This window comes from Pseudomonas sp. 14P5.3.2, assembly GCF_057799175.1.
Genome location: NZ_JBYOKU010000012.1, coordinates 133,052 through 154,966 on the forward strand (window position 1 = coordinate 133,052; position 21,915 = coordinate 154,966).

24 protein-coding genes, 1 tRNA gene and 3 pseudogenes are annotated in these 21,915 nt (G+C 58.4%); 12 read left to right on the plus strand and 16 right to left on the minus strand.

Annotation, left to right across the window (positions count from 1 at the left end; translation table 11 throughout):
* Window positions 1-55: 55 nt before the first annotated feature.
* Window positions 56-2,071, minus strand: coding sequence for an excinuclease ABC subunit UvrB (gene uvrB, locus AC27VU_RS12695; protein ID WP_003226454.1), 2,016 nt, complete (start codon window positions 2,069-2,071; stop codon window positions 56-58).
* 337 nt (window positions 2,072-2,408) lie between these two features.
* Between uvrB and AC27VU_RS12700 the strand changes: the two genes are divergently transcribed.
* Together AC27VU_RS12700 and AC27VU_RS12705 are read left to right on the plus strand one after the other, a co-directional pair.
* Window positions 2,409-3,605, plus strand: coding sequence for an amino acid aminotransferase (locus tag AC27VU_RS12700; protein WP_488724184.1), 1,197 nt, complete (start codon window positions 2,409-2,411; stop codon window positions 3,603-3,605).
* 225 nt (window positions 3,606-3,830) lie between these two features.
* Window positions 3,831-4,031, plus strand: coding sequence for a hypothetical protein (locus tag AC27VU_RS12705; RefSeq protein ID WP_488724185.1), 201 nt, complete (start codon window positions 3,831-3,833; stop codon window positions 4,029-4,031).
* Here the strand turns inward: AC27VU_RS12705 and AC27VU_RS12710 are convergent.
* Window positions 4,028-4,258 carry a hypothetical protein gene (locus AC27VU_RS12710; protein ID WP_003226459.1) on the minus strand — a complete coding sequence of 77 codons (231 nt, stop codon included), beginning with the start codon at window positions 4,256-4,258 and terminating at the stop codon, window positions 4,028-4,030. The genes AC27VU_RS12705 and AC27VU_RS12710 overlap by 4 nt on opposite strands.
* A 227-nt stretch (window positions 4,259-4,485) precedes the next feature.
* Here AC27VU_RS12710 and AC27VU_RS12715 point away from each other — a divergent pair.
* Window positions 4,486-4,561 (plus strand) — tRNA-Asn (locus AC27VU_RS12715).
* Between the two features lie 122 nt (window positions 4,562-4,683).
* Here the strand turns inward: AC27VU_RS12715 and AC27VU_RS12720 are convergent.
* Entirely contained in the window at window positions 4,684-6,210 is a 1,527-nt protein-coding gene (locus AC27VU_RS12720; protein ID WP_003226461.1) for a nucleobase:cation symporter-2 family protein, read from the minus strand.
* Window positions 6,211-6,463: 253 nt separating this feature from the next.
* Here AC27VU_RS12720 and AC27VU_RS12725 point away from each other — a divergent pair, with 253 nt between their 5' ends.
* The gene (locus AC27VU_RS12725; RefSeq protein WP_488724186.1) at window positions 6,464-6,748 is read left to right on the plus strand and encodes a BrnT family toxin; all 285 of its coding nucleotides are present in this window, start codon (window positions 6,464-6,466) and stop codon (window positions 6,746-6,748) included.
* A 3-nt stretch (window positions 6,749-6,751) separates the two neighbouring features.
* Window positions 6,752-7,084: a BrnA antitoxin family protein gene (locus AC27VU_RS12730; RefSeq protein ID WP_488724187.1), complete on the plus strand. Its 333-nt coding sequence runs from the start codon at window positions 6,752-6,754 to the stop codon at window positions 7,082-7,084.
* Between the two features lie 2 nt (window positions 7,085-7,086).
* On the opposite strand, the gene AC27VU_RS12735 is transcribed toward AC27VU_RS12730, so the two are convergent.
* Window positions 7,087-7,914 carry an arylamine N-acetyltransferase family protein gene (locus AC27VU_RS12735; RefSeq protein WP_488724188.1) on the minus strand — a complete coding sequence of 276 codons (828 nt, stop codon included), beginning with the start codon at window positions 7,912-7,914 and terminating at the stop codon, window positions 7,087-7,089.
* A gap of 100 nt (window positions 7,915-8,014) precedes the next feature.
* The gene (xth, locus tag AC27VU_RS12740) at window positions 8,015-8,809 is read right to left on the minus strand and encodes an exodeoxyribonuclease III (RefSeq protein ID WP_400508010.1); all 795 of its coding nucleotides are present in this window, start codon (window positions 8,807-8,809) and stop codon (window positions 8,015-8,017) included.
* A 127-nt stretch (window positions 8,810-8,936) separates the two neighbouring features.
* On the opposite strand from xth, the gene AC27VU_RS12745 reads away from it, so the two are divergent.
* The gene (locus tag AC27VU_RS12745) at window positions 8,937-9,521 is read left to right on the plus strand and encodes a GNAT family N-acetyltransferase (protein WP_488724189.1); all 585 of its coding nucleotides are present in this window, start codon (window positions 8,937-8,939) and stop codon (window positions 9,519-9,521) included.
* Window positions 9,522-9,610: 89 nt separating this feature from the next.
* The gene (locus AC27VU_RS12750) at window positions 9,611-9,916 is read left to right on the plus strand and encodes a hypothetical protein (RefSeq protein WP_003226473.1); all 306 of its coding nucleotides are present in this window, start codon (window positions 9,611-9,613) and stop codon (window positions 9,914-9,916) included.
* Between the two features lie 77 nt (window positions 9,917-9,993).
* Here the strand turns inward: AC27VU_RS12750 and AC27VU_RS12755 are convergent, their stop codons facing one another.
* The 5 genes and pseudogenes from AC27VU_RS12755 to AC27VU_RS12775 all read right to left on the minus strand — a co-directional run bounded on the left by AC27VU_RS12755 (window position 9,994) and on the right by AC27VU_RS12775 (window position 14,093).
* Entirely contained in the window at window positions 9,994-11,562 is a 1,569-nt protein-coding gene (locus AC27VU_RS12755) for a sensor domain-containing diguanylate cyclase (protein WP_488724190.1), read from the minus strand.
* Between the two features lie 236 nt (window positions 11,563-11,798).
* Window positions 11,799-12,320 (minus strand): hypothetical protein, encoded by a 522-nt coding sequence (locus tag AC27VU_RS12760; RefSeq protein ID WP_488724191.1) that lies wholly within the window; start codon window positions 12,318-12,320, stop codon window positions 11,799-11,801.
* Entirely contained in the window at window positions 12,320-13,048 is a 729-nt protein-coding gene (locus AC27VU_RS12765; protein ID WP_488724192.1) for an alpha/beta hydrolase, read from the minus strand. Before AC27VU_RS12765 ends, AC27VU_RS12760 begins: the two co-directional genes overlap by 1 nt.
* A gap of 133 nt (window positions 13,049-13,181) precedes the next feature.
* Window positions 13,182-13,292, minus strand: a pseudogene (locus AC27VU_RS12770) (PAAR domain-containing protein); the annotation flags it as partial.
* A gap of 135 nt (window positions 13,293-13,427) precedes the next feature.
* Window positions 13,428-14,093 carry a ribonuclease T2 gene (locus tag AC27VU_RS12775; protein WP_103520379.1) on the minus strand — a complete coding sequence of 222 codons (666 nt, stop codon included), beginning with the start codon at window positions 14,091-14,093 and terminating at the stop codon, window positions 13,428-13,430.
* A 165-nt stretch (window positions 14,094-14,258) separates the two neighbouring features.
* On the opposite strand from AC27VU_RS12775, the gene AC27VU_RS12780 reads away from it, so the two are divergent.
* Complete coding sequence (locus tag AC27VU_RS12780; protein WP_473017726.1) at window positions 14,259-14,729, plus strand: hypothetical protein; 471 nt, start codon at window positions 14,259-14,261, stop codon at window positions 14,727-14,729.
* Between the two features lie 76 nt (window positions 14,730-14,805).
* Window positions 14,806-15,591: a transporter substrate-binding domain-containing protein gene (locus tag AC27VU_RS12785; RefSeq protein ID WP_473017727.1), complete on the plus strand. Its 786-nt coding sequence runs from the start codon at window positions 14,806-14,808 to the stop codon at window positions 15,589-15,591.
* A gap of 132 nt (window positions 15,592-15,723) precedes the next feature.
* Here the strand turns inward: AC27VU_RS12785 and AC27VU_RS12790 are convergent, their stop codons facing one another.
* From AC27VU_RS12790 to AC27VU_RS12815, 6 genes and pseudogenes are all read right to left on the minus strand, one after another.
* Window positions 15,724-15,939 (minus strand): hypothetical protein, encoded by a 216-nt coding sequence (locus AC27VU_RS12790; protein WP_081794889.1) that lies wholly within the window; start codon window positions 15,937-15,939, stop codon window positions 15,724-15,726.
* A gap of 102 nt (window positions 15,940-16,041) precedes the next feature.
* Window positions 16,042-16,821, minus strand: coding sequence for a S6 modification regulatory phosphodiesterase RimA (gene rimA / locus AC27VU_RS12795; protein ID WP_201137111.1), 780 nt, complete (start codon window positions 16,819-16,821; stop codon window positions 16,042-16,044).
* Window positions 16,822-16,955: 134 nt separating this feature from the next.
* Entirely contained in the window at window positions 16,956-17,105 is a 150-nt protein-coding gene (locus AC27VU_RS12800; RefSeq protein ID WP_488724193.1) for a hypothetical protein, read from the minus strand.
* Between the two features lie 125 nt (window positions 17,106-17,230).
* Window positions 17,231-17,827: pseudogene (locus AC27VU_RS12805) on the minus strand (methyl-accepting chemotaxis protein); the annotation flags it as partial.
* Between the two features lie 33 nt (window positions 17,828-17,860).
* Window positions 17,861-18,889: pseudogene (locus tag AC27VU_RS12810) on the minus strand (methyl-accepting chemotaxis protein); the annotation flags it as partial.
* A 447-nt stretch (window positions 18,890-19,336) separates the two neighbouring features.
* Complete coding sequence (locus tag AC27VU_RS12815) at window positions 19,337-19,699, minus strand: DUF6124 family protein (RefSeq protein WP_488724194.1); 363 nt, start codon at window positions 19,697-19,699, stop codon at window positions 19,337-19,339.
* A 441-nt stretch (window positions 19,700-20,140) separates the two neighbouring features.
* On the opposite strand from AC27VU_RS12815, the gene AC27VU_RS12820 reads away from it, so the two are divergent.
* From AC27VU_RS12820 to AC27VU_RS12830, 3 genes are read left to right on the plus strand one after another with little or no spacing between them, the layout of a single operon-like run.
* A complete protein-coding gene (locus tag AC27VU_RS12820) occupies window positions 20,141-20,686 on the plus strand; it encodes a PAAR domain-containing protein (RefSeq protein WP_488724195.1) in 546 nt (181 codons plus the stop codon).
* Window positions 20,687-20,696: 10 nt separating this feature from the next.
* Window positions 20,697-21,479, plus strand: coding sequence for a hypothetical protein (locus AC27VU_RS12825; RefSeq protein WP_488724196.1), 783 nt, complete (start codon window positions 20,697-20,699; stop codon window positions 21,477-21,479).
* Window positions 21,464-21,820 carry a DUF7079 family protein gene (locus AC27VU_RS12830; protein ID WP_049827825.1) on the plus strand — a complete coding sequence of 119 codons (357 nt, stop codon included), beginning with the start codon at window positions 21,464-21,466 and terminating at the stop codon, window positions 21,818-21,820. Before AC27VU_RS12825 ends, AC27VU_RS12830 begins: the two co-directional genes overlap by 16 nt.
* Window positions 21,821-21,915 lie beyond the last annotated feature (95 nt).

The following is a 21,915-nucleotide window of genomic DNA, read 5'->3' on the forward strand; positions in this document are numbered from 1 at the left end:
TCAATCCCTGTGGGAGCGGGCTTGCTCGCGAAGAGGCCTGGTCAGACGATGAAGATCAAACCGCCAACAGCCGCTCGCGAAGTTTGGCAATCTCATCGCGCATCTGCGCCGCCGCTTCAAACTCCAGATCCCGCGCCAACTGATACATCTTCTCTTCCAGCGCGCGAATGCGCTTGGTGATTTCGCTCGGCGAGCGCAGTTCGGCTTCGTACTTGGCGCTTTCTTCGGCAGCCTTGGCCATGCCCTTGCGCTTCTTGCTGCGCGAGCCGGGCACGGTGGCGCCTTCCATGATGTCGGCGACGTCCTTGAACACACCCTTCGGGGTGATTCCGTTTTCAAGGTTGAAGGCGATCTGCTTGTCGCGACGGCGTTCGGTCTCGCCAATCGCCCGCTCCATCGAGCCAGTGATGCGATCGGCGTAGAGAATCGCCCGGCCATTGAGGTTCCGCGCGGCCCGGCCAATGGTCTGAATCAGCGAGCGCTCGGAACGCAGGAAGCCTTCCTTGTCCGCGTCGAGAATCGCCACCAGCGACACTTCCGGCATGTCCAGACCTTCACGCAGCAGGTTGATCCCCACCAGCACATCGAAGGTGCCCAGACGCAGATCGCGAATGATCTCAACCCGCTCGACCGTGTCGATGTCCGAGTGCAGATAACGCACGCGCACGCCGTGGTCGGCGAGGTAATCGGTGAGGTCTTCGGCCATGCGTTTGGTCAACGTGGTGACCAGCACCCGCTCCTCGACCGCCACGCGTTTGGTGATTTCCGAGAGCAGGTCATCAACCTGGGTCAGCGCCGGACGCACTTCAACCTGCGGGTCAACCAGACCGGTCGGACGCACCACTTGCTCGACCACGCGCCCGGCATGCTCGGCCTCGTAGTTACCCGGGGTCGCCGAGACGAAAATGGTCTGCGGGCTCACCCCTTCCCACTCGTCAAAACGCATCGGCCGGTTGTCCAGTGCCGAAGGCAAGCGGAAGCCGTATTCGACCAGGGTTTCCTTACGCGAACGGTCACCCTTATACATCGCACCGACTTGCGGCACGCTGACGTGGGATTCGTCGATCACCAGCAAGGCGTCGGCCGGCAGATAGTCATACAGCGTCGGCGGCGCGGCACCGGCCGGGCGCCCGGACAGGTAGCGCGAGTAGTTTTCGATGCCGTTGCAGTAACCCAGTTCGAGGATCATTTCCAGGTCGAAACGGGTGCGCTGTTCAAGGCGCTGGGCCTCGACCAGTTTGTTGTTGCTGCGCAGGTATTCGAGGCGCTCCTGCAACTCGACTTTGATGTGCTCGATGGCGTCGAGCAGGGTCTCGCGCGGCGTCACGTAGTGACTCTTCGGGTAGAAGGTGAAGCGCGGCATCTTGCGGATGACTTCGCCGGTCAGCGGGTCGAACGCGGAAATGCTCTCGACCTCGTCATCGAACAGCTCGATGCGGATCGCTTCCAGATCGGATTCCGCCGGATAGATGTCGATCACATCGCCGCGCACCCGGAACGTCGCCCGGGCAAAATCCATGTCGTTGCGGGTGTATTGCAGATCGGCCAGACGCCGCAGCAAGGCGCGCTGATCGAGTTTGTCGCCGCGATCGACGTGCAGCACCATCTTCAAATAGGTTTCCGGGCTACCCAGACCGTAAATGCACGACACCGTGGTGACGATGATCGCGTCTTTGCGCTCGAGCAACGCCTTGGTCGCGGACAGACGCATCTGCTCGATGTGGTCGTTGATCGACGCGTCCTTCTCGATGAAGGTGTCGGACGACGGCACATAGGCTTCTGGCTGGTAGTAGTCGTAGTAGGAAACGAAATACTCGACCGCGTTGTTCGGGAAGAACGCCTTGAACTCGCCATACAGCTGCGCGGCGAGGGTCTTGTTCGGCGCCAGCACCAGCGTCGGGCGCTGTACCTGCGAGATGACATTGGCGATGCTGAAGGTCTTGCCCGAGCCGGTCACACCGAGCAGCGTCTGGTGCGCCAGCCCAGCCTCGATGCCCTCCACCAATTGGCGGATGGCTTCAGGCTGATCGCCGGCGGGCTCGAAGCGGGTGACTAGCTGGAATTCGGACATACACACCTCTGGGATCGCGGCTCGCGCAGAAAACAGCCGAGCCACGGGGATGACCGCAAACGACCGTTGTCGCCCAAGGAAAAACGAAGATTGTGCTCAATGTGGAGCCGATTGCCTCGCCTTTCAAGGCAAACGGCCTACATCCGGTAAAGTCTCTGACAGAGTCAATCGACTAACGGTCAAGAAATAATCGGAAAAACTTGCCTGAAAAGCTGAATCGCCTGTCGCCATTGCTCAGTGATGGCCTCTATACTAGCTCCCCGTTTGTGCACCGCTCTAGTGCATTCGGCTGGAGCGCGACACGTCCCTCCACTCTCCATTCAGAGCCGCCGTAATAATGAGCCTGTTCTCCGCTGTCGAAATGGCACCCCGCGATCCAATCCTGGGCCTCAACGAAGCATTCAACGCCGATACCCGGACCACCAAGGTCAACCTGGGTGTAGGTGTTTACTGCAACGAAGAGGGGCGAATTCCCCTGCTGCGCGCGGTGATCGAAGCCGAAACCATTCGCGCTGCTCAGCACGCCTCCCGTGGCTACCTGCCGATCGACGGCATCGCGGCCTACGACCAGGCGGTGCAAAAGCTGCTGTTCGGTAACGACTCGCCGCTGATCGCTGCCGGTCGCATCGTCACCACTCAGGCTGTCGGCGGTACCGGCGCACTGAAAATCGGTGCCGACTTCCTCAAGCAACTGCTGCCGAACGCCGTCGTGGCGATCAGCGACCCGAGCTGGGAAAACCACCGCGCACTGTTCGAAACCGCTGGCTTCCCGGTGCAGAACTACCGTTACTACGACGCTGCCACCCACGACGTGAACCGTGCCGGCATGCTCGAAGACCTCAACGCCCTGCCGAACGGCTCGATCGTTGTGCTGCACGCCTGCTGCCACAACCCGACCGGCGTCGACCTGACCCCGGCCGACTGGAAGAACGTACTGGACGTGGTCAAGGCCAAAGGTCACGTGCCGTTCCTCGACATGGCTTACCAGGGTTTCGGCGACGGCATCGACGAAGACGCGGCGGCTGTGCGCCTGTTCGCTGAATCGGGCCTGACTTTCTTCGTCTCGAGTTCGTTCTCCAAGTCGTTCTCGCTGTACGGCGAGCGCGTTGGCGCCCTGTCGATCGTCAGCGAGTCGAAAGAAGAAAGCGCGCGCGTGCTGTCGCAGGTCAAGCGTGTGATCCGCACCAACTACTCCAACCCGCCGACCCACGGTGCAAGCATCGTCGCCGCTGTGTTGAACAGCCCGGAACTGCGCGCCCAGTGGGAAGCGGAACTGGCAGAAATGCGTCTGCGCATTCGCGGCATGCGCGAGCAGATGGTCGCCCTGCTGGCCGAGAAAGCCCCGCAGCGTGACTTCAGCTTCGTCGGCCGTCAGCGCGGCATGTTCTCCTACTCCGGCCTGACCACCGAACAGGTGCACCGCCTGCGCAGCGAGTTCGGCATCTACGCCCTGGACACCGGCCGCATCTGCGTCGCGGCACTGAATCAGAGCAACATCAAAGCGGTCACGGATGCGATCGTTCAGGTCATCTGATTTCGCCTGGCAATGAAAAACGGGAAGCCTTGGGGCTTCCCGTTTTTATTTGTCCGAAGGAATGCAACATTCCCTCTAAACTGCACACAAATCTGAAGTGTGGGAGCGGGCTTGCTCGCGAAAGCGGTGTATCAGCCAAAGATCATGGCGACTGACCCGACGCTTTCGCGAGCAAGCCCGCTCCCACAGATTTCGTATACATCCAGGAATTCTGTGAGAACCCAAATGAAAAATGACAACCTGCGCGCCGACCGAGACGATCTGGATGATTTCATCCCTCGCACCACGGCCAAGCGCGACAAGAGCCTGGTACTGCAAGTCGCAGCGGGCGTGTTCCTTGGTGGGCTGGCCTTATGGGTGGTGCAACTGGCCGCTACCGCGGCTTATGCCAAGCTGATGCTCGGCACCATCACTTTCGGCGGTTAAGCCAGTTCCGTCGCACGTTGACTGGCTGCGTCGTCATAGGCGACGTACAGCGATTCGGCGATCTGGCTTTTGATTGCCTTGGTGCTTTCCAGGCCGAGCACGAAACCTTCGGCCTTGCCGCCGGCGCGGTTCAACTCCTCAGCGGTGCTGGCCTGGGTAATCGCGTCGAAGAGTTTCTCGGCGTGCGGGCCGACGCCTTTAGGCAGGCTGATCTGCGTGACGCTCATACGAACACCTCGCGTGAAAGAGAAATCAGAACGGTTTGAATCATGGCGCGTACCTTTTGGCAAATGGCCGGCAGCGCGTGTGACCACTTCCGGGCAGCCATGGTAGACCTGTGAGGCGGTTCTGGTAATCGCTAATCGCTGACAAAGCACCGTCCGTCCTGCTCAAACCAGAAATCTTATATCCTGTGCTTGACTTCTCTTTTTGAATCAGTAACATACGCACCAATTCCGCAATAGCTCAGTTGGTAGAGCAAATGACTGTTAATCATTGGGTCCCTGGTTCGAGTCCAGGTTGTGGAGCCAAATAGCAAAGCCCCTGAATCGAAAGATTCAGGGGCTTTTTTGTGGGCGATGGAAAATCTGCTGCGAAACGAAAAGGGCCGATCTGTCTCACAACAGATCGGCCCTTTTCATGCATTCAGCGATCAGACGTGTTCGCTGCTCTTCACTTGGGGCTTCGGCGTACCGTGACCGTGGTCATGATCGGCATCGACCTCGATCACCGGCACTTCCTTGCCATCGCAATCGTGCAGCTTGCCGTCGCTGAAGTAATCGCCTTCCCGCAGCGCCGCCAGGTCGCGATAACGCAGGGTGCGCTCTTCCGCTGCGGCAAACACCGACTGCTGGTCCGAGTTGCCGGCAGTGAAGTGGTTGAAAGTCAGGTTCAGCACAATCGCCATGATCGCCGACGAGCTGATGCCCGAGTGGAAAATGGTGGCGAACCAGCTCGGGAAATGATCGTAGAAGTTCGGTGCGGCAATCGGGATCATGCCGAAGCCGATCGAGGTGGCGACGATGATCAGGTTGACGTTGTTGCGGTAATCGACCTTCGACAGCGTGCGAATCCCGCTCGCCGCGACCGTCCCGAACAGCACGATACCGGCGCCGCCCAGCACTGACGTCGGCACCGCAGCGATCACCCGCCCCATGAACGGCAGCAGGCCGAGGATCACCAGGAAAACACCGCCGGTGGCCACGACATAACGGCTCTTGATTCCGGTCACCGCCACCAGCCCGACGTTCTGCGCGAAGGCGCTCTGGGTGAACGAACCGAAGATCGGCGCAAACATGCTCGACAGCATGTCCGCACGCAGACCGTTGCCCAGGCGCTTGGAGTCGACTTTGGTGCCGATGATCTCACCGACCGCCAGAATGTCCGCCGAGGTTTCCACCAGGGTCACCATGACCACGATGCACATCGACAGGATCGCGGCGAAGTGGAAAGTCGGCATGCCGAAGTGAAACGGCGTCGGAAAGCCGAACATCGGCCCTTGGGCGACACCGGAGAAATCCGCCATGCCGAGGAACACCGCGAGAATCGTGCCGATCACCATGGCCAACAGGATCGACAGACGCGAGATGGTCGAGCTGCCGACCTTGCTCAACAGCAACACCAGCACCAGCGTCACCGCCGCCAGACCGATGTTCTGCATGCTGCCGAAGTCCGGCGCATGGCTGTTGCCACCCATGGCCCAACGCGCGGCCACCGGCATCAGCGTCAGGCCGATGGTGGTGATCACGATGCCGGTTACCAGCGGTGGGAAAAACTTGGTGATTCGCGAGAACACCGGGGTGATCAGCAAGCCGATCAACGACGCGGCAATCACCGCGCCCAGCACAGACTGGAAGCCGCCCTCCCCGCCACTGCTGACGATCGCGACCATGGTCGCCACACCGGAGAACGACACACCCTGCACCAGCGGCAACTGACAGCCAAAAAACGGTAGACCCAGGGTTTGCAGCAGTGTCGCCAGCCCCCCCGCAAACAATGAAGCAGCAATCAACAAACCAATGTCCGCCGGCGACAGCCCGGCCGCCTGGCCGATGATCAGCGGCACCGCAACGATACCGCCGTACATGGTCAGAACATGTTGCAGGCCGTAAGCCATATTCGCGCCGACCCCGAGATTTTCGTCCTCGGGCCGTTGGTGTGAAACATGGGGCGTTTTCATGTGGGGGGTTCCCTGGTTTTTGTTATGCGCACACTGTATTCAATACTCGTGACAAATGTCCATAGAGTTGTATACAACTTATCGGTCACATAATGGATAGGTAGCCACCCAAGCTTCTATCTCGCCCCCCCCATCTCCCACAAATCCGGCAACACATCCCCTCCTGCCCCCGGTTTTTATCGCACTAGGCTGAAGTGTTCATGGCGACCAGCGGTGTATCGGCGCTGTTTTTTATACATATAAAGTATGCATAATGAAGTCATTCGAAATTCAGTACGACAAAAGCAAGAACGCAGCCAACAAACTCAAGCATAGAGGCGTCAGCCTTGCCGAGACCGAGCCGGTCTTTCATGACGAACGCGCGCTGACGATCGAGGACAACGACCATGACGAACAGCGCTGGATCACCCTCGGTCTCGATGGCAAAGGACGTTTGCTGGTGGTTGCGTACAGTTATCGCGAAGCCAACGTCGTACGAATCATTTCTGCACGTGTCGCCGCACCGAGCGAGCGTTGCGCTTATTTTCTGGAGGCTTGAACGATGAAAGACGAATACGACTTCTCGCAGGGCAAACGCGGAGCCTTGGCGCCCACCAAGGGCAAGACCCGCATAACCATCATGCTCGATGACGCGGTCATCGAAGCCGCCCGCAGCGTGGCGGAAAACGAAGGGTTCGGTTATCAGACCGTGATCAACAACACCCTGCGCCATGCCCTGCTGGAGGCTGGCAGCAAAAAGCAGGAGGTCGAGCTGCCCCACTCCGGGCAATTCAAGAAAGGCATCACCGCCGCCGACCTCAAGAGTCTGGAAAAAAAGCTGTCGGCGGCGGTCGGGGAAATCCGCCGGGTACTGGAGCCGGAGGCCAAGCCCTGAGATCAGGCCGGTACGAGCATCCGCGCCAGCGACTGGCGCACATGCGGCTGCTCAGGCACGCGCAGGCCGAATTCCTGCTCCAGCACTTCAAGCAGTTCAGCGACATCCGCCACCTCGCGTCGCTCGCTGGCGCCGCCCATATGATGAATCGCGAAACTGCCGTTGTTCAGGGTCCGGCGCCAGCCATCGCCAGTGCGCGCAACCATCAGCCGCTGAGCAAACGGTGATTCCGGATGAGTCGATACGTACCAGTTGCCGAGGGTGTAATCGATGTCTTCCTGGCGTTGCAGATCAAACAGGTACATCGCGCGCCATTCACCGGCGACATTGGCCCGCAGCATGTAGCCATCGGCCTGTTTCTCGATGCGATAGGACTCGTGCGGCGTCGCCTGTTCAGCCTCGGTATCGAGCAGCAGCGGCGCGGTCGGCACCATACCGCCAAAGCCGACGTCGGTGATGTAGCGCTCGCCATCGATGATTACCAGGCTCAAGCGATGGGTACGCGCCGTCCACGTGCCTTCGGGTTGCGCCAGCACCACACGCCCGGAGATACCACGGGCGTCGAAGCCCAGCTCCAGCAATAACGCCAGAAACAGATTGTTCAGTTCGTAGCAGTAACCGCCACGGCCACCGTGGAGAACTTTTTGTTCGACCGACGCCAGATCGATCAGCACCGGGGCACCCGTGATCGTCGACAGATTCTCGAAGGGAAAGACGCCGGTATGGCGCAACTGCAACTGCCGCAGGGTTTCCAGCGTCGGTGCCGGTGGGGCATTGAAGCCCAGGTGTTGCAGATACAACGTCGGATTCGCCAGACGTGGCTCGCTCATTGCTCAGTCCTTTTGCATGTGGCCGCGGATCGCTGCGCCGCTGGCCGACATGTATACGGGATCGGGCGCCGATTCCGACAATTGATTTCGCCAATCAACGTTACCGACGTTTGCGCGAACCGATGCGAATCCAGGTCGGCGCATGGTCGCTGGCATGCGGTTCGTTGCGCACCCAAGCGTCTACACCGGCCTCGTGCAGATACGGACTGAGTGCCGGGTTGAGCAGCAGATGATCGATGCGCAGGCCAGAGTTGGTTTGCCAATGCTGACGGAAGTAATCCCAGAACGTGTAGAGGCGATCGTCGGGATACAGATGGCGCAGCGAATCGGTCCAGCCCTGATCAAGCAGCCGTTGATAACACTCGCGGCTTTCGGGTTGCAGCAGCGCATCCTTGAGCCACGAGCGGGTGTTGTAGATGTCCATGTCGGTGGGCACCACGTTGTAATCGCCAGCGAGCACCACCGGATGATCGCTGCCTTGCAGATCCTTGGCGTAGCGGATCAAGCGCTCGAACCAGGCCAGTTTGTAGTCGAACTTCGGCCCCGGCTGCGGGTTGCCGTTAGGCAGGTACAGGCAGCCGACCAATATCCCGTGCACCGCCGCTTCCAGATAACGACTGTGCTTGTCCTCGGGATCGCCCGGCAGGCCGCGGCGGCTCTCCAGCGGTTGCGCATCGCGGGCGAGGATCGCCACCCCGTTCCATGACGCCTGACCGTGCCAGATCGCGCCATAACCGGCGGCTTCAAGTTCAGCTACCGGAAATGCACTGTCGACTGACTTGAGTTCCTGCAGACAAGCGATGTCCGGTTGCTCGCGCTTGAGCCACTCCAGCAGGTTCGGCAAGCGTGCGCGCAGGCCGTTGACGTTGAACGTGGCGATCCGCAGGTTTTTCATCGTTCAGGCTCCGGCGAACAAGGTGTGAAAATTGTGACCCTGTGCTAACGGCGGTGGTTGCATCGGATCAACCGGCTGCGGCGTAATAGGCGCTCGCCATCCGCCCGATCTGCCGAGACCCGATCCCATGCTTACCACGCTGCAAGGCCCGCGCATCCTCCTGCGCCCGCTTCAGTACAGCGACGCCGACGCCCTGCTCCGCGCTGCCGCCGACGGCGAACTGTGGAACCTCACCGTCACCGTGGTGCCTTCGGCGAGCACCATCGACAGCTATCTGAAAAAAGCCCTCGACGGCCGCGACGCCGGCACGGTCATGCCGTTTGCGATCGTGTTGAAGGATAGCGGCGAAGTGATCGGCTCGACCCGGTTCTGGAAGATCGATCCGTTCAATCGCAAACTGGAAATCGGCAGCAGCTGGATTTCGGCGCGCTGGCAGAAATCCTTCGTCAACACTGAAGCCAAATACCTGATGTTGCGCCACGCCTTCGAGGTGCTCGATTGCGTGCGAGTGCAGTTCACCACCGACGAGAACAACCAGAAGTCGCGCAACGCGATTCTGCGCCTCGGTGCGCAACAGGAAGGCATCGTGCGCCACGAGCGGATCATGCCGGACGGCCGCAAACGTAACTCGGTGCGTTTCAGCATCATCGATGACGAGTGGCCACAGGTGCGTCAGGTGCTGGAGCAGAAACTGGCGGACGACCGACACTGAGGCTGAACAACCGCTCGTCAGCCAATCGGCACCAACGGGCAAAAGTGCCAGACCAAAGTCAGGTAACCGACCCCTTTTGGAGACGTACCATGACTACACGCACACTCACCTCGTTGTTGCTCGCCGGCCTGCTCGCCGCCACCTCGGCTGCCAGCTTCGCGGCGAACGACAGTTCTGGCACATCGAGTACCAACCCCGACGTCAACAAAAGCACGCCTAAGCCGCCGGACAACACCCCGGGTGCGCCTGCCGGCAGTAACGGCGCTGGTAGCCCTGGTTCTGGCAACGGCACCGGCACCAACGGCGGCGCCATGGGTTCGGGCTCCGGCGCTGGCGGTGGCACAGGCGCGGCCGGGGGCGGAACCGGCGGTGCGGGCGGTGGCTCGGGCAGCTGAACGAACCGGCGTTACGGTTGGTGATGAGACCCGCGTGAGGGAGCTTGCTCCCTCACCCTTGTTGAAGCGTCGAAACGTCAGCGATCCGAACGAATCAACTCGGCAAAGCCTGCATCCAGCGACAACACCGCCGCGCGATTGCGGCCGGCATTTTTCGCCTGATACAGCGCTGCGTCAGCCCGCTGGATAAACACTTCGAGGCTGTCATTGCCGCTGGGAATGAATGAATAGCAGCCCAGGCTCACCGTCAGATACCCGGTGGGCGAACCACTGTGGGTGATGCGTTTGTCCATCACGCTGCGACGGATCTGCCCGGCAATCGCCAGCGCGCCGTTGATGTCGGTGTCCGGCAACAGCACCGCAAACTCCTCACCACCGTAACGCACCGCCAGGTCAGACTTGCGCTGGGTACAATTCTTCAGCACCTGCGCCACCTGCGTCAGGCAGTGATCACCCGCCACGTGACCGTAGGCATCGTTGTAGCGCTTGAAGAAATCGATATCGAGCATGATCAGACCGACCGGACTCGACTGCCGTGCGCCGCGGGCGAATTCGATCTCCAGAGATCGCTCGAACAGCCGCCGGTTTGCCAGCCCTGTCAGGCTGTCGTGGGTAGCGATCTGCTCCAGTGCGCGCTGCGCCTTGCGCAGGTTTTTCTCGATACGCTCGCCGTCGCGCACCTGATGAATGAACACCCAGCCGAACAGGCCGACGCCAAGAATCACCAGCGCCACAATCACGCTGGACTGAAAGGCCCGCTCATACCAACCCTTGAGAATCGTATCGCGCGATGACGCCGCCGCGACCACCAGCGGATACGACGCCAATTGCCGGTAGCCGTACAGACGCACCACGCCATCGACCACCGACTTGATCATCGCGGTACCGGCCGGGGCTTCGGGCAGCAGCTTCTGGTAAATCCTGCCTTTGGCCAGCGACGAACCGATCAGGCCTTCGTCGAACGGCCGCCGCGCCAGCAACGTGCCGTCCTTGAGGCCGAGAAACATGATGCCGTTGTCATCGAGGCTGAAGCTTTTGAAGAACCGGTCGAAGTACGCCATCTTGATCCCGGCCATCAGCACGCCCTGGAAATTGCCGGCGCGGTCGTTGATGCGTTTCGAGATCGGGATGATCCACTCGCCATTCTCGCGGCTGCGAATCGCCGGGCCGATGTGCGTCACGGAGGAAACGTTCTGCTGGTGAAACTTGAAGTACTCGCGGTCGGCCACACCATTGCCACGAGGCAGATCCGTAAATGACGTGATCACCCACTGACCGTCGCGATCGAACAGGAACATACCGTGCAACTGTTCCAGTTGTTGCACCCGACGCGCGAAGGTTTTTTGCAGACGTGGTCGTTGCGCGGCGCCGTAACCATCGTCCTCGACCCAATCGACCAGGCTGGTGAGCACCAGATCGGCGGCCAGAAACGTGTCTTCGGCCTGCTGCGCCATGGCCCGGGTCAGGTTGGAAGAAGCGATCTGCGCGCTCGCGAGATCCTGGCGTCGGGTCTGCTCAAGTTGCAGATAAAGCAAGCCGGACAGGCACAGGCACACCGCAACGATGAACAGCGCTGCCGCCTTGCGCAGCGGCAGGCGTTTAAGCGTGCCGGGAGTCTGATGCGGATCGTGAATGGGGATTGGCAAAAACGTGTCCTGGGCAGGTACGACAGGGGCCGCAGCCCGAAACCCTTACTTTTCGTGAGCGTAGCCCACCGGGGTGCGCACAGCAAACCCGCCGCGCCAACACATGCCCGCCCAGTTGTATCGGCGCGCAAGAGATTTGGATGAACGCTGTGCGTCGATTTATTTTCAGTTGTCGTTTTGCGCGCGATCACCCTCGCGTGTCTGCGCCGGGCAATCGCGTGGGGCACCGATTACGCCTATCGGGGTTTGTTGATTTCGCGCAGCAGATCCGCGACTGGCAGGTTCATGGTGTTTGAGTAGTAGGGTTTGTAGCCGTACGCGGTGACGACGACTTTGCAGGGGATTTGTTGTTTGTTGGCGAGGAGGTGATTCAGTTCTGTCACTGAAAGATTTCTCTCAGAACTTCGGTTGCTGGAAGTTTCAACTATGAACGCACTGGTGAGATAGGGATATCCCGCCTTGCCATCTTCGCGTATTTCCGACGTCACCAAACCAACTGCAGAAAACCGGATGGCTTTGCCAACCGAGAAATCCTGATCATCCTCCAAGGCACATTTCAGCATGCCTGAAGCCATCCCAACCCTTTCTCCTCTATCAAACAGGTCCAGAACATCCACATCCGACTGATAGCGAATGTCGTATAGAAGTGACTCTTGCCTTTCAACAGATACAAAACTCAAGTTCGCTGGAGGCTTTACATGGTCTTTTGCGCAACCAGAGCAAATAGCTAGAAAAAAGCAAAAGAGTAACCTGTGCATCACGAAAACTCCTTCATTATTGAGTCCAGCAATAAATCGCTTGCCGACTTGCTCCCAGCTACAGGCGCAATAAAAAGCCCTAATGCGTCTGCATGATTGGTATCTACGTTGGCGTTCAAAGAAGGGCCACAGGAGATAAGCCACTTTTCGCCAAAATCGGCTACCCCATCCGATGGGTCTCTGTTTGTCGGGGTCGCCTTAATGTTGATCCATTCGGCGGCAACAGGATCAGGGCGCACGCGATAAATATCTGAACCTAACCAAACCAATGTCCCTTCACCCACGGGATCAAGGGTGATTAGCATCTGAATTCTGTAGCCCCAATCCGACATTATTTTTGTCAGGTGCGCGCCATTCCAACCACCGAGGCTATGACCAACGATATAAACGGGGCAGCTTTTATACGGAATAAGGCTCAGAACATTCCGTTGGATATCCTGTTTCCCCCTGACATCGTTATATCCCAGCCATTCTGAGCGATATTTACCTTCGTTGTTTAGTGTTTCATTGCGCTTATCAAAGTTCCTCCGTGCAGCGAGGATGTTTTCATAAGGCCCCGAAAAATAATAACTTTCCTTATCCCCGGCACCGCCGACGAAAACAACAATCGCCTTGGTACTCTCCACCGGCACAGGCTTGTCACTGACATCCTTCTTGTCCGTCAGCGCATGTTCCTTGTGCAGCTTGTAATTGTTGCCTTTAGCGCACGTTACTGTTTCAGCGGCCATGCCTCACTCCTCCAGAAACAGCTTGATGGTTTCAGGCAGGTGCGAGCTGACTTCGTGGGTGAACCCGTTAGCGTCAGACACCCCGTGTTCCAGACGCCCGTCTGCACGCTGGATCACGTAGGGATGATTGGGCCAATCCGTCGAAATTCACATTCGGCGAGCCACTGGCAATCGGATTGGTGCCATGTCCCGGGAGTGGGCAGGCGGTTGGATCGGTGACGCGGGCGGCGGGTTTTCCGCTCATGAACAGCTCCTTGCAGTGTTGCGGGTCATCCTTTGGGGGGCGCAAGCATGCGTGAATTTTCCGGGTGCTTCAAACCTTCAGGCGAAAAAAAGGCGCCTGCTTGGGCGCCCTTTCCTGTTCGTGAAACCGCTCACATCAACGCGATGGCGGTACCCGAATATCCCCCGCCCGGCACTGGGTCTTCACGCCCTTGCCGCACGCGCCGAACTGCAGATCCTTGCCCATGCACACCCGCACTTCCGAGAGTTCCGGGCCGCTGCAGATCACCGCGATGCCATCCGCCGGGATCCCCGGGTTGGCCTTGCGGAACAGGTCGGCGATTTCCTGGGCTTCGAAGTAGTACGAGGAACTGAACGGTTGCAGCTCTTGCGGGATTTTCACCGCGCCGACCGCTTTGTCCGCTTCGTCCAGATAACCCATCGCGCCCAGACCGCTGCAGGTGCCGTGCTTGGACCATTCGTGGTCAAGCAGTTTCTTGGTCGGGAACAGCGTCAGGCCTTTGGTCGTTTCCGCCGCCGACAACGTGGTCAGCGGTGGGCAGGACTCCGGCCAGCCGCCATTGGCGTATTGCGGCCACAGACCATGCAGCACGAAACCGTAGCCCTTGCCGGAACACTGCACGTCGTCCTTGTGTGTCAGGCAAAAGGTCGGCGACCAGGACAGCGTCAGCAGGTAGTAATCGAACTGCCCCGCCACCGCTTCCGTTTGCACCTTGCTGGCGTTCGACTGACGCGCCGAACTGAGGCCGATGCTACCGACCGTCAGCGCAATCACTGCCAAAATTGTAAACAGCTTTTTCATCTACCCGCTCCTTGGGACGCCTGCGTCCGTGGTTTTCGATCCTGACCAGACTTGGCCAGCGCTGATTTCGACATGCTTGTGTTGCAAGCGCATGACGCAAGGCAACGCCGTACGCCGTTGAAAGGTCTACGATTAACAGGCAGACATCAAACCAAGGGATCCGAAATGAGTAAAGCAGACGAACTCGCCGCCAAACTCAAGCAAACACGGCACACCCATGCGGATGCCGCGCTGGAGATCGATTGCTGGCCGGCGCAGGTCTACGATCTGTACCACCGCATCGAGGGCTGGCTGCAGCCAGTCACCGAAGTCGGCCTGAAAATCCGCCGCAATCCGACCCACGTTTGCGAAAGCTCACCCGATGGCGAGAGCCACGATTACGCGATCGACCAACTGGTGATCGAAGCCAATCAACGAACCCTGACATTTGATCCCATCGCGCGGTTTACCGAGGACGGCGCCGGCCGCGTGCAGATCACCCTGCCGGAGCGCAACACCTATCTGCTGCGCACCGTCGATGAACATCACGAAAGCCATTGGTGGTTGCAAACGGTGGAAACCGGTCAGGAACTGGATGCCATTGCGCTGACGGAGAACAATCTGTTGCAGGTGGTGCAGGAAGGTCTCGGCCTCTGACCGCGAGCTACCCATAGGGATCAGCGCCGGGAACGTGTTTAACTTCTCACTCCGATCCCTTTGAAGCCCGACAGACATGCCCAACAACAAAAAACTGCTCTTGCTCGGTTCATTGCTCGCACTGAATTTCAGCGCTCAGGCCACCGAGCAAACTTCGCACCTCGACACCATCCAGCAACAAGGCCAGTTGCGCGTCTGCACCACTGGCGACTACAAGCCCTACACCTTCAAACGCAGCGACGGCGACTTCGAGGGTATCGACATCGCCATGGCGCGCTCGCTGGCCGACAGCCTCGGCGTGAAAGTCGAGTGGGTGCAAACCACCTGGAAAACCCTGATGCCGGACATGCAGGCCGGCAAGTGCGACATCGGCATGGGCGGGATTTCGGTGACGCTGGAGCGGCAGAAGAAAGCCTACTTCAGCAACACCCTCGACAGCGACGGCAAGATCCCGCTGGTGCGTTGTGCCGATCAGTCCAAATACCAGACCATCGAGCAGATCAACCAGCCCAACGTACGCCTGGTCGAACCGGCAGGCGGCACCAACGAAGCCTTCGTCCACGCCTTCCTGCCCAAGGCGCAACTGGCCCTGCACGACAACGTGACGATCTTCCAGCAACTGCTCGATAACAAGGCCGACGTGATGATCACCGACGCCTCGGAAGCGCTGTATCAGCAGAAACTCAAACCGGGTTTGTGCGCGGTGAATCCGCACCAGTACATGCAGTACGGCGAAAAGGCCTATCTGCTGCCGCGCGATGACATCAGCTGGAAACTGTACGTTGACCAGTGGCTGCACTTGAGCAAAGTCACTGGCAGTTATCAGAAGGTCATTGGTGAGTGGCTGGCGCTGCCGCAGTAATCTTCCAGGCACAAACATTTGTGGCGAGGGAGCTTGCTCCCGCTGGGCTGCGCAGCAGACCTTCTTTTTGGGGGGCGCTGCGCGCCCCAGCGGGAGCAAGCTCCCTCGCCACAGGCTCAGGTTCTATTTCTATCAATCGTCGTGCAACATTCCGGAGCTGTACTGGTTCAAGCTGCTACCAATACTGTTACCGCCGAATTTGAGGGTCGTTGCATTTGTGCGACCCTCCGGCGATTGGCAATCCGAGGAGAAACAACTGGTGGTGGTCAGCCCACCGGAGCCCGAACAGGCACTCAATACCGAGACAGCTGCAGCGATCAACAGCACTTTGACGACATTGGTGCGCATGGTACGGCTCCCCTTGGGATGATCTTGTGCAAGCATCGTAGGCCTTCGCCGCACCCGGCAAGATGAAACTTTGCCGATCGACAGCACGGGTTCAGGTTCGCCTCAAATCGGCTGCCACGCCTCCACCGGAATCTGCGCCATCGCCTCAAACGCCGGTCTGGCGAACCAGAAACCCTGCATCAGATAAATCCCGCAGTCAGCGAGAAAATCCCGCTCCTCGGGGTGCTCGATGCCCTCGGCAATCACCTCGACGCCCAACTCGGCACACATGCCCACCACGCCCCGCACAATCGCCTGGCGTACGCGGTCGCGATGGATATCGCGAATCAGCGCCATGTCCAGTTTGATCAGATCCGGCTGAAAGTCCGCCAGCAGATTCAACCCGGAATACCCCGCACCGAAGTCATCAATGGCGGTCTTGAACCCGAACTCGCGGTACTCGCGCAAGATGTTCATCAAGTGCTTGTTGCTTTCGACGTGCTCGCCCTCGACCGCTTCGAAGATCAGCCGATCAAGCGGGAACGCATGTGCGCGGGCCGCCTCCAGCGTGCTGCGAATGCACATGTCCGGTCGATACACCGCGTTGGGCAGGAAATTGATCGAGAGAAACCCGGTGAGCCCCAACTGCGCAGCCGTGGAGATCGCACGCACGCGGCACAGTTGATCGAAGCGATAGCGGTTCTGGTCATCGACCTGCTCCAGCACCGACAGCGCACCCTCGCCCTGCACGCCCCGGACCAACGCCTCGTGGGCGAAGGTCGATTGATCACGCACATCCACAATCGGCTGGAAAGCAAAGGAGAACGCCATATCGGCCTCGCCTTTTTGCCGGCATCCTTGGCACCCCCCGCTGGGCTGGGGGAAAACGGGAATATTGGTCATGACGCCCCCTGAGAGCGGGTTGTAACCTTCCATGGCCCAGAAAATAACAGCACGGACCGGATGGCCGCCGCTCGGCGGCCCCCACTTATACACGCTGACCGGTCAGGCCAGCCCAAGTTCATCTCAAAACGCCATCAGATTCGAAAATGCGATGTCATGCGCTGCAGGTCCTGCCCCAGCGACGCCAGTTCAATAGTCGCGGCTGCACTTTCTTCGCTGGCGACGGCCGACTGATCGGCCACATCGCGCACACTGACGATGCTGCGATTGATCTCATCGGCCACCGCGCTTTGCTGCTCGGCGGCGGCGGAAATCTGCAGGCTTATTTGCTGGATCGTGCCGATCGAATGCTTGATCTCGGTAATCGCCTGCTCGGCCTCTGCGCCAGCACCACGGTGTCCAGGGTGCGCTCGCGGCTGGATGTCATCAGTGTAGATGCCGCTTGCGTGCCCTGTTGCAGGGTGACAATCAGCGCTTCGATTTCCTTGGTCGAATCCTGCGTGCGCTGCGCCAGCGACCGCACTTCATCGGCAACCACCGCGAAACCACGGCCCTGCTCCCCCGCCCGCGCCGCTTCAATCGCCGCATTCAGCGCCAGCAAGTTGGTCTGCTCGGCGACAGCCTTGATCACATCGATGACCTTGCCGATCTGCTCACTGTCCTGGGACAGCACGTTCATCGCCGCGCCCAAGTCTTCGATCGCCACCGACAGTTCGCTGATCTGCACGGTCGCCTGCTTGACCACCGCACTGCCGTGACGCGCCTGCTGATCGGCCAGGGTCGCGGCGGCGGATGCGTCCGTGGTGTTGCGCGCCACCTCCTGCACCGTCGAGGCCATTTCGTGCATCGCCGTGGCGACCTGATCCACCTCGACTTTCTGCTGACGCACACCGGCGCTGGTCTGCTCGCTCATCGCCGAGAGCTTCTCCGCCGACGTCGAAATATGCGTGACACCGTTACCGATCCCCTGCACCAGCGTGTTCAGGCTTTGCGCCATGTCCTGCATCGCGTTTTGCAGATCGCCCAACTCATCCTTGCGGCTGGATTTGGCTTGCACCGTCAGATCGCCCTTGGCAATCCGTCGCGCCAGCTCCACCGTCAGCGCCAGCGGCCCGGTGATCTGCCGCGAGATCAGCACTGAAGCAAACAGACCGACCACCAGCGCCAGCTCCGTCAGCACTGCAATCTGGATAAAGGCACGCTGTTGATCGTCCCGCGCCAGACGCTGCTGAGTGTCCATCAGGCCGGTCATGATGCTGTCCATCGCCTGGCTCTGCTGATCCACCTGCTGACGCAGGCTCTGCTTCTGCTCGAACAGCGCGGCGACCTCGACCAGCACCTCGCGATAACGGCGCATGCCGGCCTGCGCCTCTTCAAGCTGACTCGACAGGGCCGCCGGCAAACCGCTGCGCGCCTTGCTCATGTCGGCCAGAAACGCATCGGTGGTGTCCAGCAGCACCTTCTTGTTGGCCTCGCTCGGCACCGCGATATAACGCCGCAACATCAGACGAAACATCGTCATGCCATTGCGCAGATCCGCCACCGTGCGCAAGTCCACCACCCGCGCGCTATCAGCCGACGCCAGCGCACTCGCTGTGGTGCTCTCGAACATGCTGTTGAAGGTCTCGGCGTACTTGTCCGACATCGCCCCCAGCGGTTTCAGCGCATCGCTGGTCGCCTTGTCCGCCTCGATCAAGCGCTTGACCCGCTGATCGTAGGCCAGCGTGGTGTCCTGCAACTGCTTCAACGCCTGCTGGTTTTCCGCCCGTGTCAGGGTCTGCAACGCCTTGGCGATCAGCCCCTGCAACACTGTCAGCTGCGACTGATAAGACTCGGCAAACGCCGCATCCGCCGCCGCTTCGTACTGCTTCTCCGACAGCCGCATGTCCTGCGACGCATCGTTGAGCGTACCGATCAGACGCGTGGTGTCCAGGCGATCCACCAGCACATTACTGCTGCTATAGCCAATGAAGGCCACCGCTCCCACCGCCAGCAAAAGAACGCCAAACCCGGCCCCCAACTTTCGGGAAACCTTGATGTTGCCCAGGAAATTCGATGCTTCTGCCATGTTCAGCCTCTAACGCCCTGACGCGATTCAGCGTCAGGCACAAAAAGTAGATCTCTGATAACCGGAGTTACCACTCATATTCGGGGTCGTCGTCCTGGGCGAAATACGGGCAGCTTCCACTGACCCGGCTGCAAATAGCCGATGCGAAAACCGTTTTGACGGCCCACGCACCGACGGACAAATCCAGGACTCAAGCTGGATTTATCGTTTCAGCAAAGGTGTTGGGAACGGATGCTATAAACTTTGGGAAAAGTTGTACAACTTTATATTTTTGTACAAGCAGTGAACTTTTTCGTGCGCATGATGACGCATTGCCATCATTTTTCATGGCACATCGCTATTGCTACGGAAACAGGCTGAAAACCGCCATTTTCGGCGGTTGTTTTGCGCATCGACAGAACACCCTCCGCGACCACGACCTCGCCGCTCGCCACGGAGGGCAGCGCTCTACGCCTTGAGCTCGACGTTATCCAACGCCTGATTCACCGCCAACTCCCCCAACATCACCACCTGCGCAATACCCAGCAGCGTCTTGCGGTGCGAGACATCCAGCAACGCGGCGAAATCGTTGAGCATGGTGGTGGCGGAACCCAAGGATTCACTGGCGTTGGCGAGCAGGGATTCGGTGTCGTAGGCCGGGTTGGCGAGGAACATCGGTTTGGATTGATCACCGCTGGCCATGATCTGGCTGACCGGGGTGAGGTAGTGATCGAGGGCGCGCTCGGCGGCTTCGTGGAGTTTGCGGGAATCGAGGGATTCGTAGGGGGATGCGGGGTCGGATTCTGGGGGATTCGGTGTTGGTTTGAACATGGATGAAACTCCTAACACTTTTAGTGAGGGCTTCACCCTTTCGCTACCAAACGAAGGGTGGCGGCCATGAACAGGTTGGTAGACCGGGTGTTAGGAGCCGGCGCGCCCGAAGACGCCCTGTACATGACCACCATAAACCCCGATCGCAAATACGATCGGTGATGGTGACGCTGTACATCTAACATGCGGGCTACCAAACCCGGTCACTGGTTTTCAGTGACCCGAGAACGATAGAACCCACGGTCTAGACGTACAAGCCGGCGGATTCTGTCTTAGGTGTAGGGGGAGGCGCAAGGTGGTGTAGGGCTGAGGTAGTACGGACAACCTCATCTTAAACAGACTGAATCTCAACCGTTTAAATTGAAGGCGCTGTACCAAGGCACGAGTCCAAACAAGTCTGATAGAGTCGGCACCGGTTCATTCGTTGACAGGGAGTCAAACATGGCAAAGCCAGCCGCACGCATCACCGATCCCACCAGTTGCCCAATGCCTGGGCACGGCCCCAAAGCTATAGCCTCCGGTTCCCCCGACGTATTCTTCGACGGACTTGCGGCTGCTCGAAAAGGCGACGCTTGCACTTGTGGCAGCGCATTGGCTTCAGCGGTTTCCGGGACAGTTTTCATAAACGGCAAAAACGCCGCGCTTGTCGGCACCACGGGTACGCATGGAGACGTTGTGACTGGTGGATCGGGAACAGTGATCATCGGTGACTCCCATACACCAGCTCCTTTTACAGCCCCTACCCCGATCATCGTTCACCCTGGTTGGATCAGCTTCAATATTCCAGGGGAGGAGTCATATCAGGGCATGAGTTGCTCCGCACACTTTGACGACGGATCTACCCTATCAGGCGTTTTTGATAACACCAACACTGTGAAATTTCTCAATATCCCCGGGAAAATCTGTCACAAGCTTGAATTCGGTACACAAGAGGAATCGGCCGCTGGTTCGATCTTCGATACATTATTCAACGCTTCTTTGAAATAAGGATTTTTTCATGACTGAACCATTGCTCGTCACGGGAAGCTACGTTGTCCAGAAAGCACACGCGCTCGAAAATTCGCCCTTGGATATGGCCATTGCGGGAATGGAAGGTGCTGCTACAAGATTTTCTGTAGACGCTATATCGGATGCAAAAGTACGCACCAACTACATGAACAACATCAAACGCATGTCAGTGGAAACAAAAGCCGAAGTCGCTGCTGGAAGGCTCAGTGCTAAAGAAGGAGCAGCGTTCTGCCAAGAGATGCGAAACAGAATTTTGCTGGAACACCGAAAATACACTTCGGCACAAGGCGTTGCCTTCGCCGAGAGAAAAAAGAAACTTCCTCCAACGCTTCAGGAAACGCTGGATAAATACGCACTAAAAACCGCAAAAGTGGAGTACAGCAAACTTACTCCAGAACAAAAAAGCAAAGTTTACTATGAGATTCTTGACTCAGCAGGTCGGGACAACGCACCGGTAAGTAGGGGAACCAAGAAATTAAGAATTATGGGAAAAGTCGGTTTATTGGTAACCGCCACCTTCGCCGTTTATGAAATTATGAATGCTGACAACAAAGTGAAGGAAACAGCCAGACAAGGAATCATCATCGGCGGTGGTGCTGCGGGTGGTGGGTTAGCGGGTTTGGGCGTTTCCGCATTTTGCGGGCCTGGTGCCATTGCATGTGCTGTAGCAATCGTATTGGCAGGCAGTATTGCAGGAGGCATCGCTGGTAGCGTTGTTGCTGATACCTTTGATGAAGAGTTGGAGGAATTTTCTAAATGGGACGCGCTATGACAAAGCAACAAAGAGCGGATATTCGCTGGGCATTGTCAGACGCATTCGTTGATAACGAAGTCGACTACGCTGCGATTGCGCGGCAGACAGAAGAATTTGATAGAGACGAAATCAAGCGAATTTTGTTTGAAGAAGTGGCGCCTGTTTGTCATTCCAACCTTGAAAGCACACTTCCGACTATCTGGCTTTGTTTCAATAGAGAAGAACTGGAAAGCGACATTGAAGAAATGCTTAATGCAAAGAAACATAACTGGATGAAGAGCCAGCTAAACTCCCTATTGGTAAAATGGCTAAAACTCAGATACAAATATATTTGGCACAATATAGAAACTCATTATTAACAACCCGAAAGGAATGCAGTACCAAAAAGCACACCAACTTATCACCTGCAACAAACAATCAAATTTCGCTAGAGGCCCTTAGCGAGGATCCGTTC

Excerpts from the sequence above, each read along its gene's own strand:
- uvrB (WP_003226454.1), bottom strand. The coding sequence starts at position 2,071 with ATGTCCGAATTCCAGCTAGTCACCCGCTTCGAGCCCGCCGGCGATCAG.
- AC27VU_RS12700 (WP_488724184.1), top strand. The coding sequence starts at position 2,409 with ATGAGCCTGTTCTCCGCTGTCGAAATGGCACCCCGCGATCCAATCCTG.
- AC27VU_RS12705 (WP_488724185.1), top strand. The coding sequence starts at position 3,831 with ATGAAAAATGACAACCTGCGCGCCGACCGAGACGATCTGGATGATTTC.
- AC27VU_RS12710 (WP_003226459.1), bottom strand. The coding sequence starts at position 4,258 with ATGAGCGTCACGCAGATCAGCCTGCCTAAAGGCGTCGGCCCGCACGCC.
- AC27VU_RS12720 (WP_003226461.1), bottom strand. The coding sequence starts at position 6,210 with ATGAAAACGCCCCATGTTTCACACCAACGGCCCGAGGACGAAAATCTC.
- AC27VU_RS12725 (WP_488724186.1), top strand. The coding sequence starts at position 6,464 with ATGAAGTCATTCGAAATTCAGTACGACAAAAGCAAGAACGCAGCCAAC.
- AC27VU_RS12730 (WP_488724187.1), top strand. The coding sequence starts at position 6,752 with ATGAAAGACGAATACGACTTCTCGCAGGGCAAACGCGGAGCCTTGGCG.
- AC27VU_RS12735 (WP_488724188.1), bottom strand. The coding sequence starts at position 7,914 with ATGAGCGAGCCACGTCTGGCGAATCCGACGTTGTATCTGCAACACCTG.
- xth (WP_400508010.1), bottom strand. The coding sequence starts at position 8,809 with ATGAAAAACCTGCGGATCGCCACGTTCAACGTCAACGGCCTGCGCGCA.
- AC27VU_RS12745 (WP_488724189.1), top strand. The coding sequence starts at position 8,937 with ATGCTTACCACGCTGCAAGGCCCGCGCATCCTCCTGCGCCCGCTTCAG.
- AC27VU_RS12750 (WP_003226473.1), top strand. The coding sequence starts at position 9,611 with ATGACTACACGCACACTCACCTCGTTGTTGCTCGCCGGCCTGCTCGCC.
- AC27VU_RS12760 (WP_488724191.1), bottom strand. The coding sequence starts at position 12,320 with ATGCACAGGTTACTCTTTTGCTTTTTTCTAGCTATTTGCTCTGGTTGC.
- AC27VU_RS12765 (WP_488724192.1), bottom strand. The coding sequence starts at position 13,048 with ATGGCCGCTGAAACAGTAACGTGCGCTAAAGGCAACAATTACAAGCTG.
- AC27VU_RS12775 (WP_103520379.1), bottom strand. The coding sequence starts at position 14,093 with ATGAAAAAGCTGTTTACAATTTTGGCAGTGATTGCGCTGACGGTCGGT.
- AC27VU_RS12780 (WP_473017726.1), top strand. The coding sequence starts at position 14,259 with ATGAGTAAAGCAGACGAACTCGCCGCCAAACTCAAGCAAACACGGCAC.
- AC27VU_RS12785 (WP_473017727.1), top strand. The coding sequence starts at position 14,806 with ATGCCCAACAACAAAAAACTGCTCTTGCTCGGTTCATTGCTCGCACTG.
- AC27VU_RS12790 (WP_081794889.1), bottom strand. The coding sequence starts at position 15,939 with ATGCGCACCAATGTCGTCAAAGTGCTGTTGATCGCTGCAGCTGTCTCG.
- rimA (WP_201137111.1), bottom strand. The coding sequence starts at position 16,821 with ATGACCAATATTCCCGTTTTCCCCCAGCCCAGCGGGGGGTGCCAAGGA.
- AC27VU_RS12815 (WP_488724194.1), bottom strand. The coding sequence starts at position 19,699 with ATGTTCAAACCAACACCGAATCCCCCAGAATCCGACCCCGCATCCCCC.
- AC27VU_RS12820 (WP_488724195.1), top strand. The coding sequence starts at position 20,141 with ATGGCAAAGCCAGCCGCACGCATCACCGATCCCACCAGTTGCCCAATG.
- AC27VU_RS12825 (WP_488724196.1), top strand. The coding sequence starts at position 20,697 with ATGACTGAACCATTGCTCGTCACGGGAAGCTACGTTGTCCAGAAAGCA.
- AC27VU_RS12830 (WP_049827825.1), top strand. The coding sequence starts at position 21,464 with ATGGGACGCGCTATGACAAAGCAACAAAGAGCGGATATTCGCTGGGCA.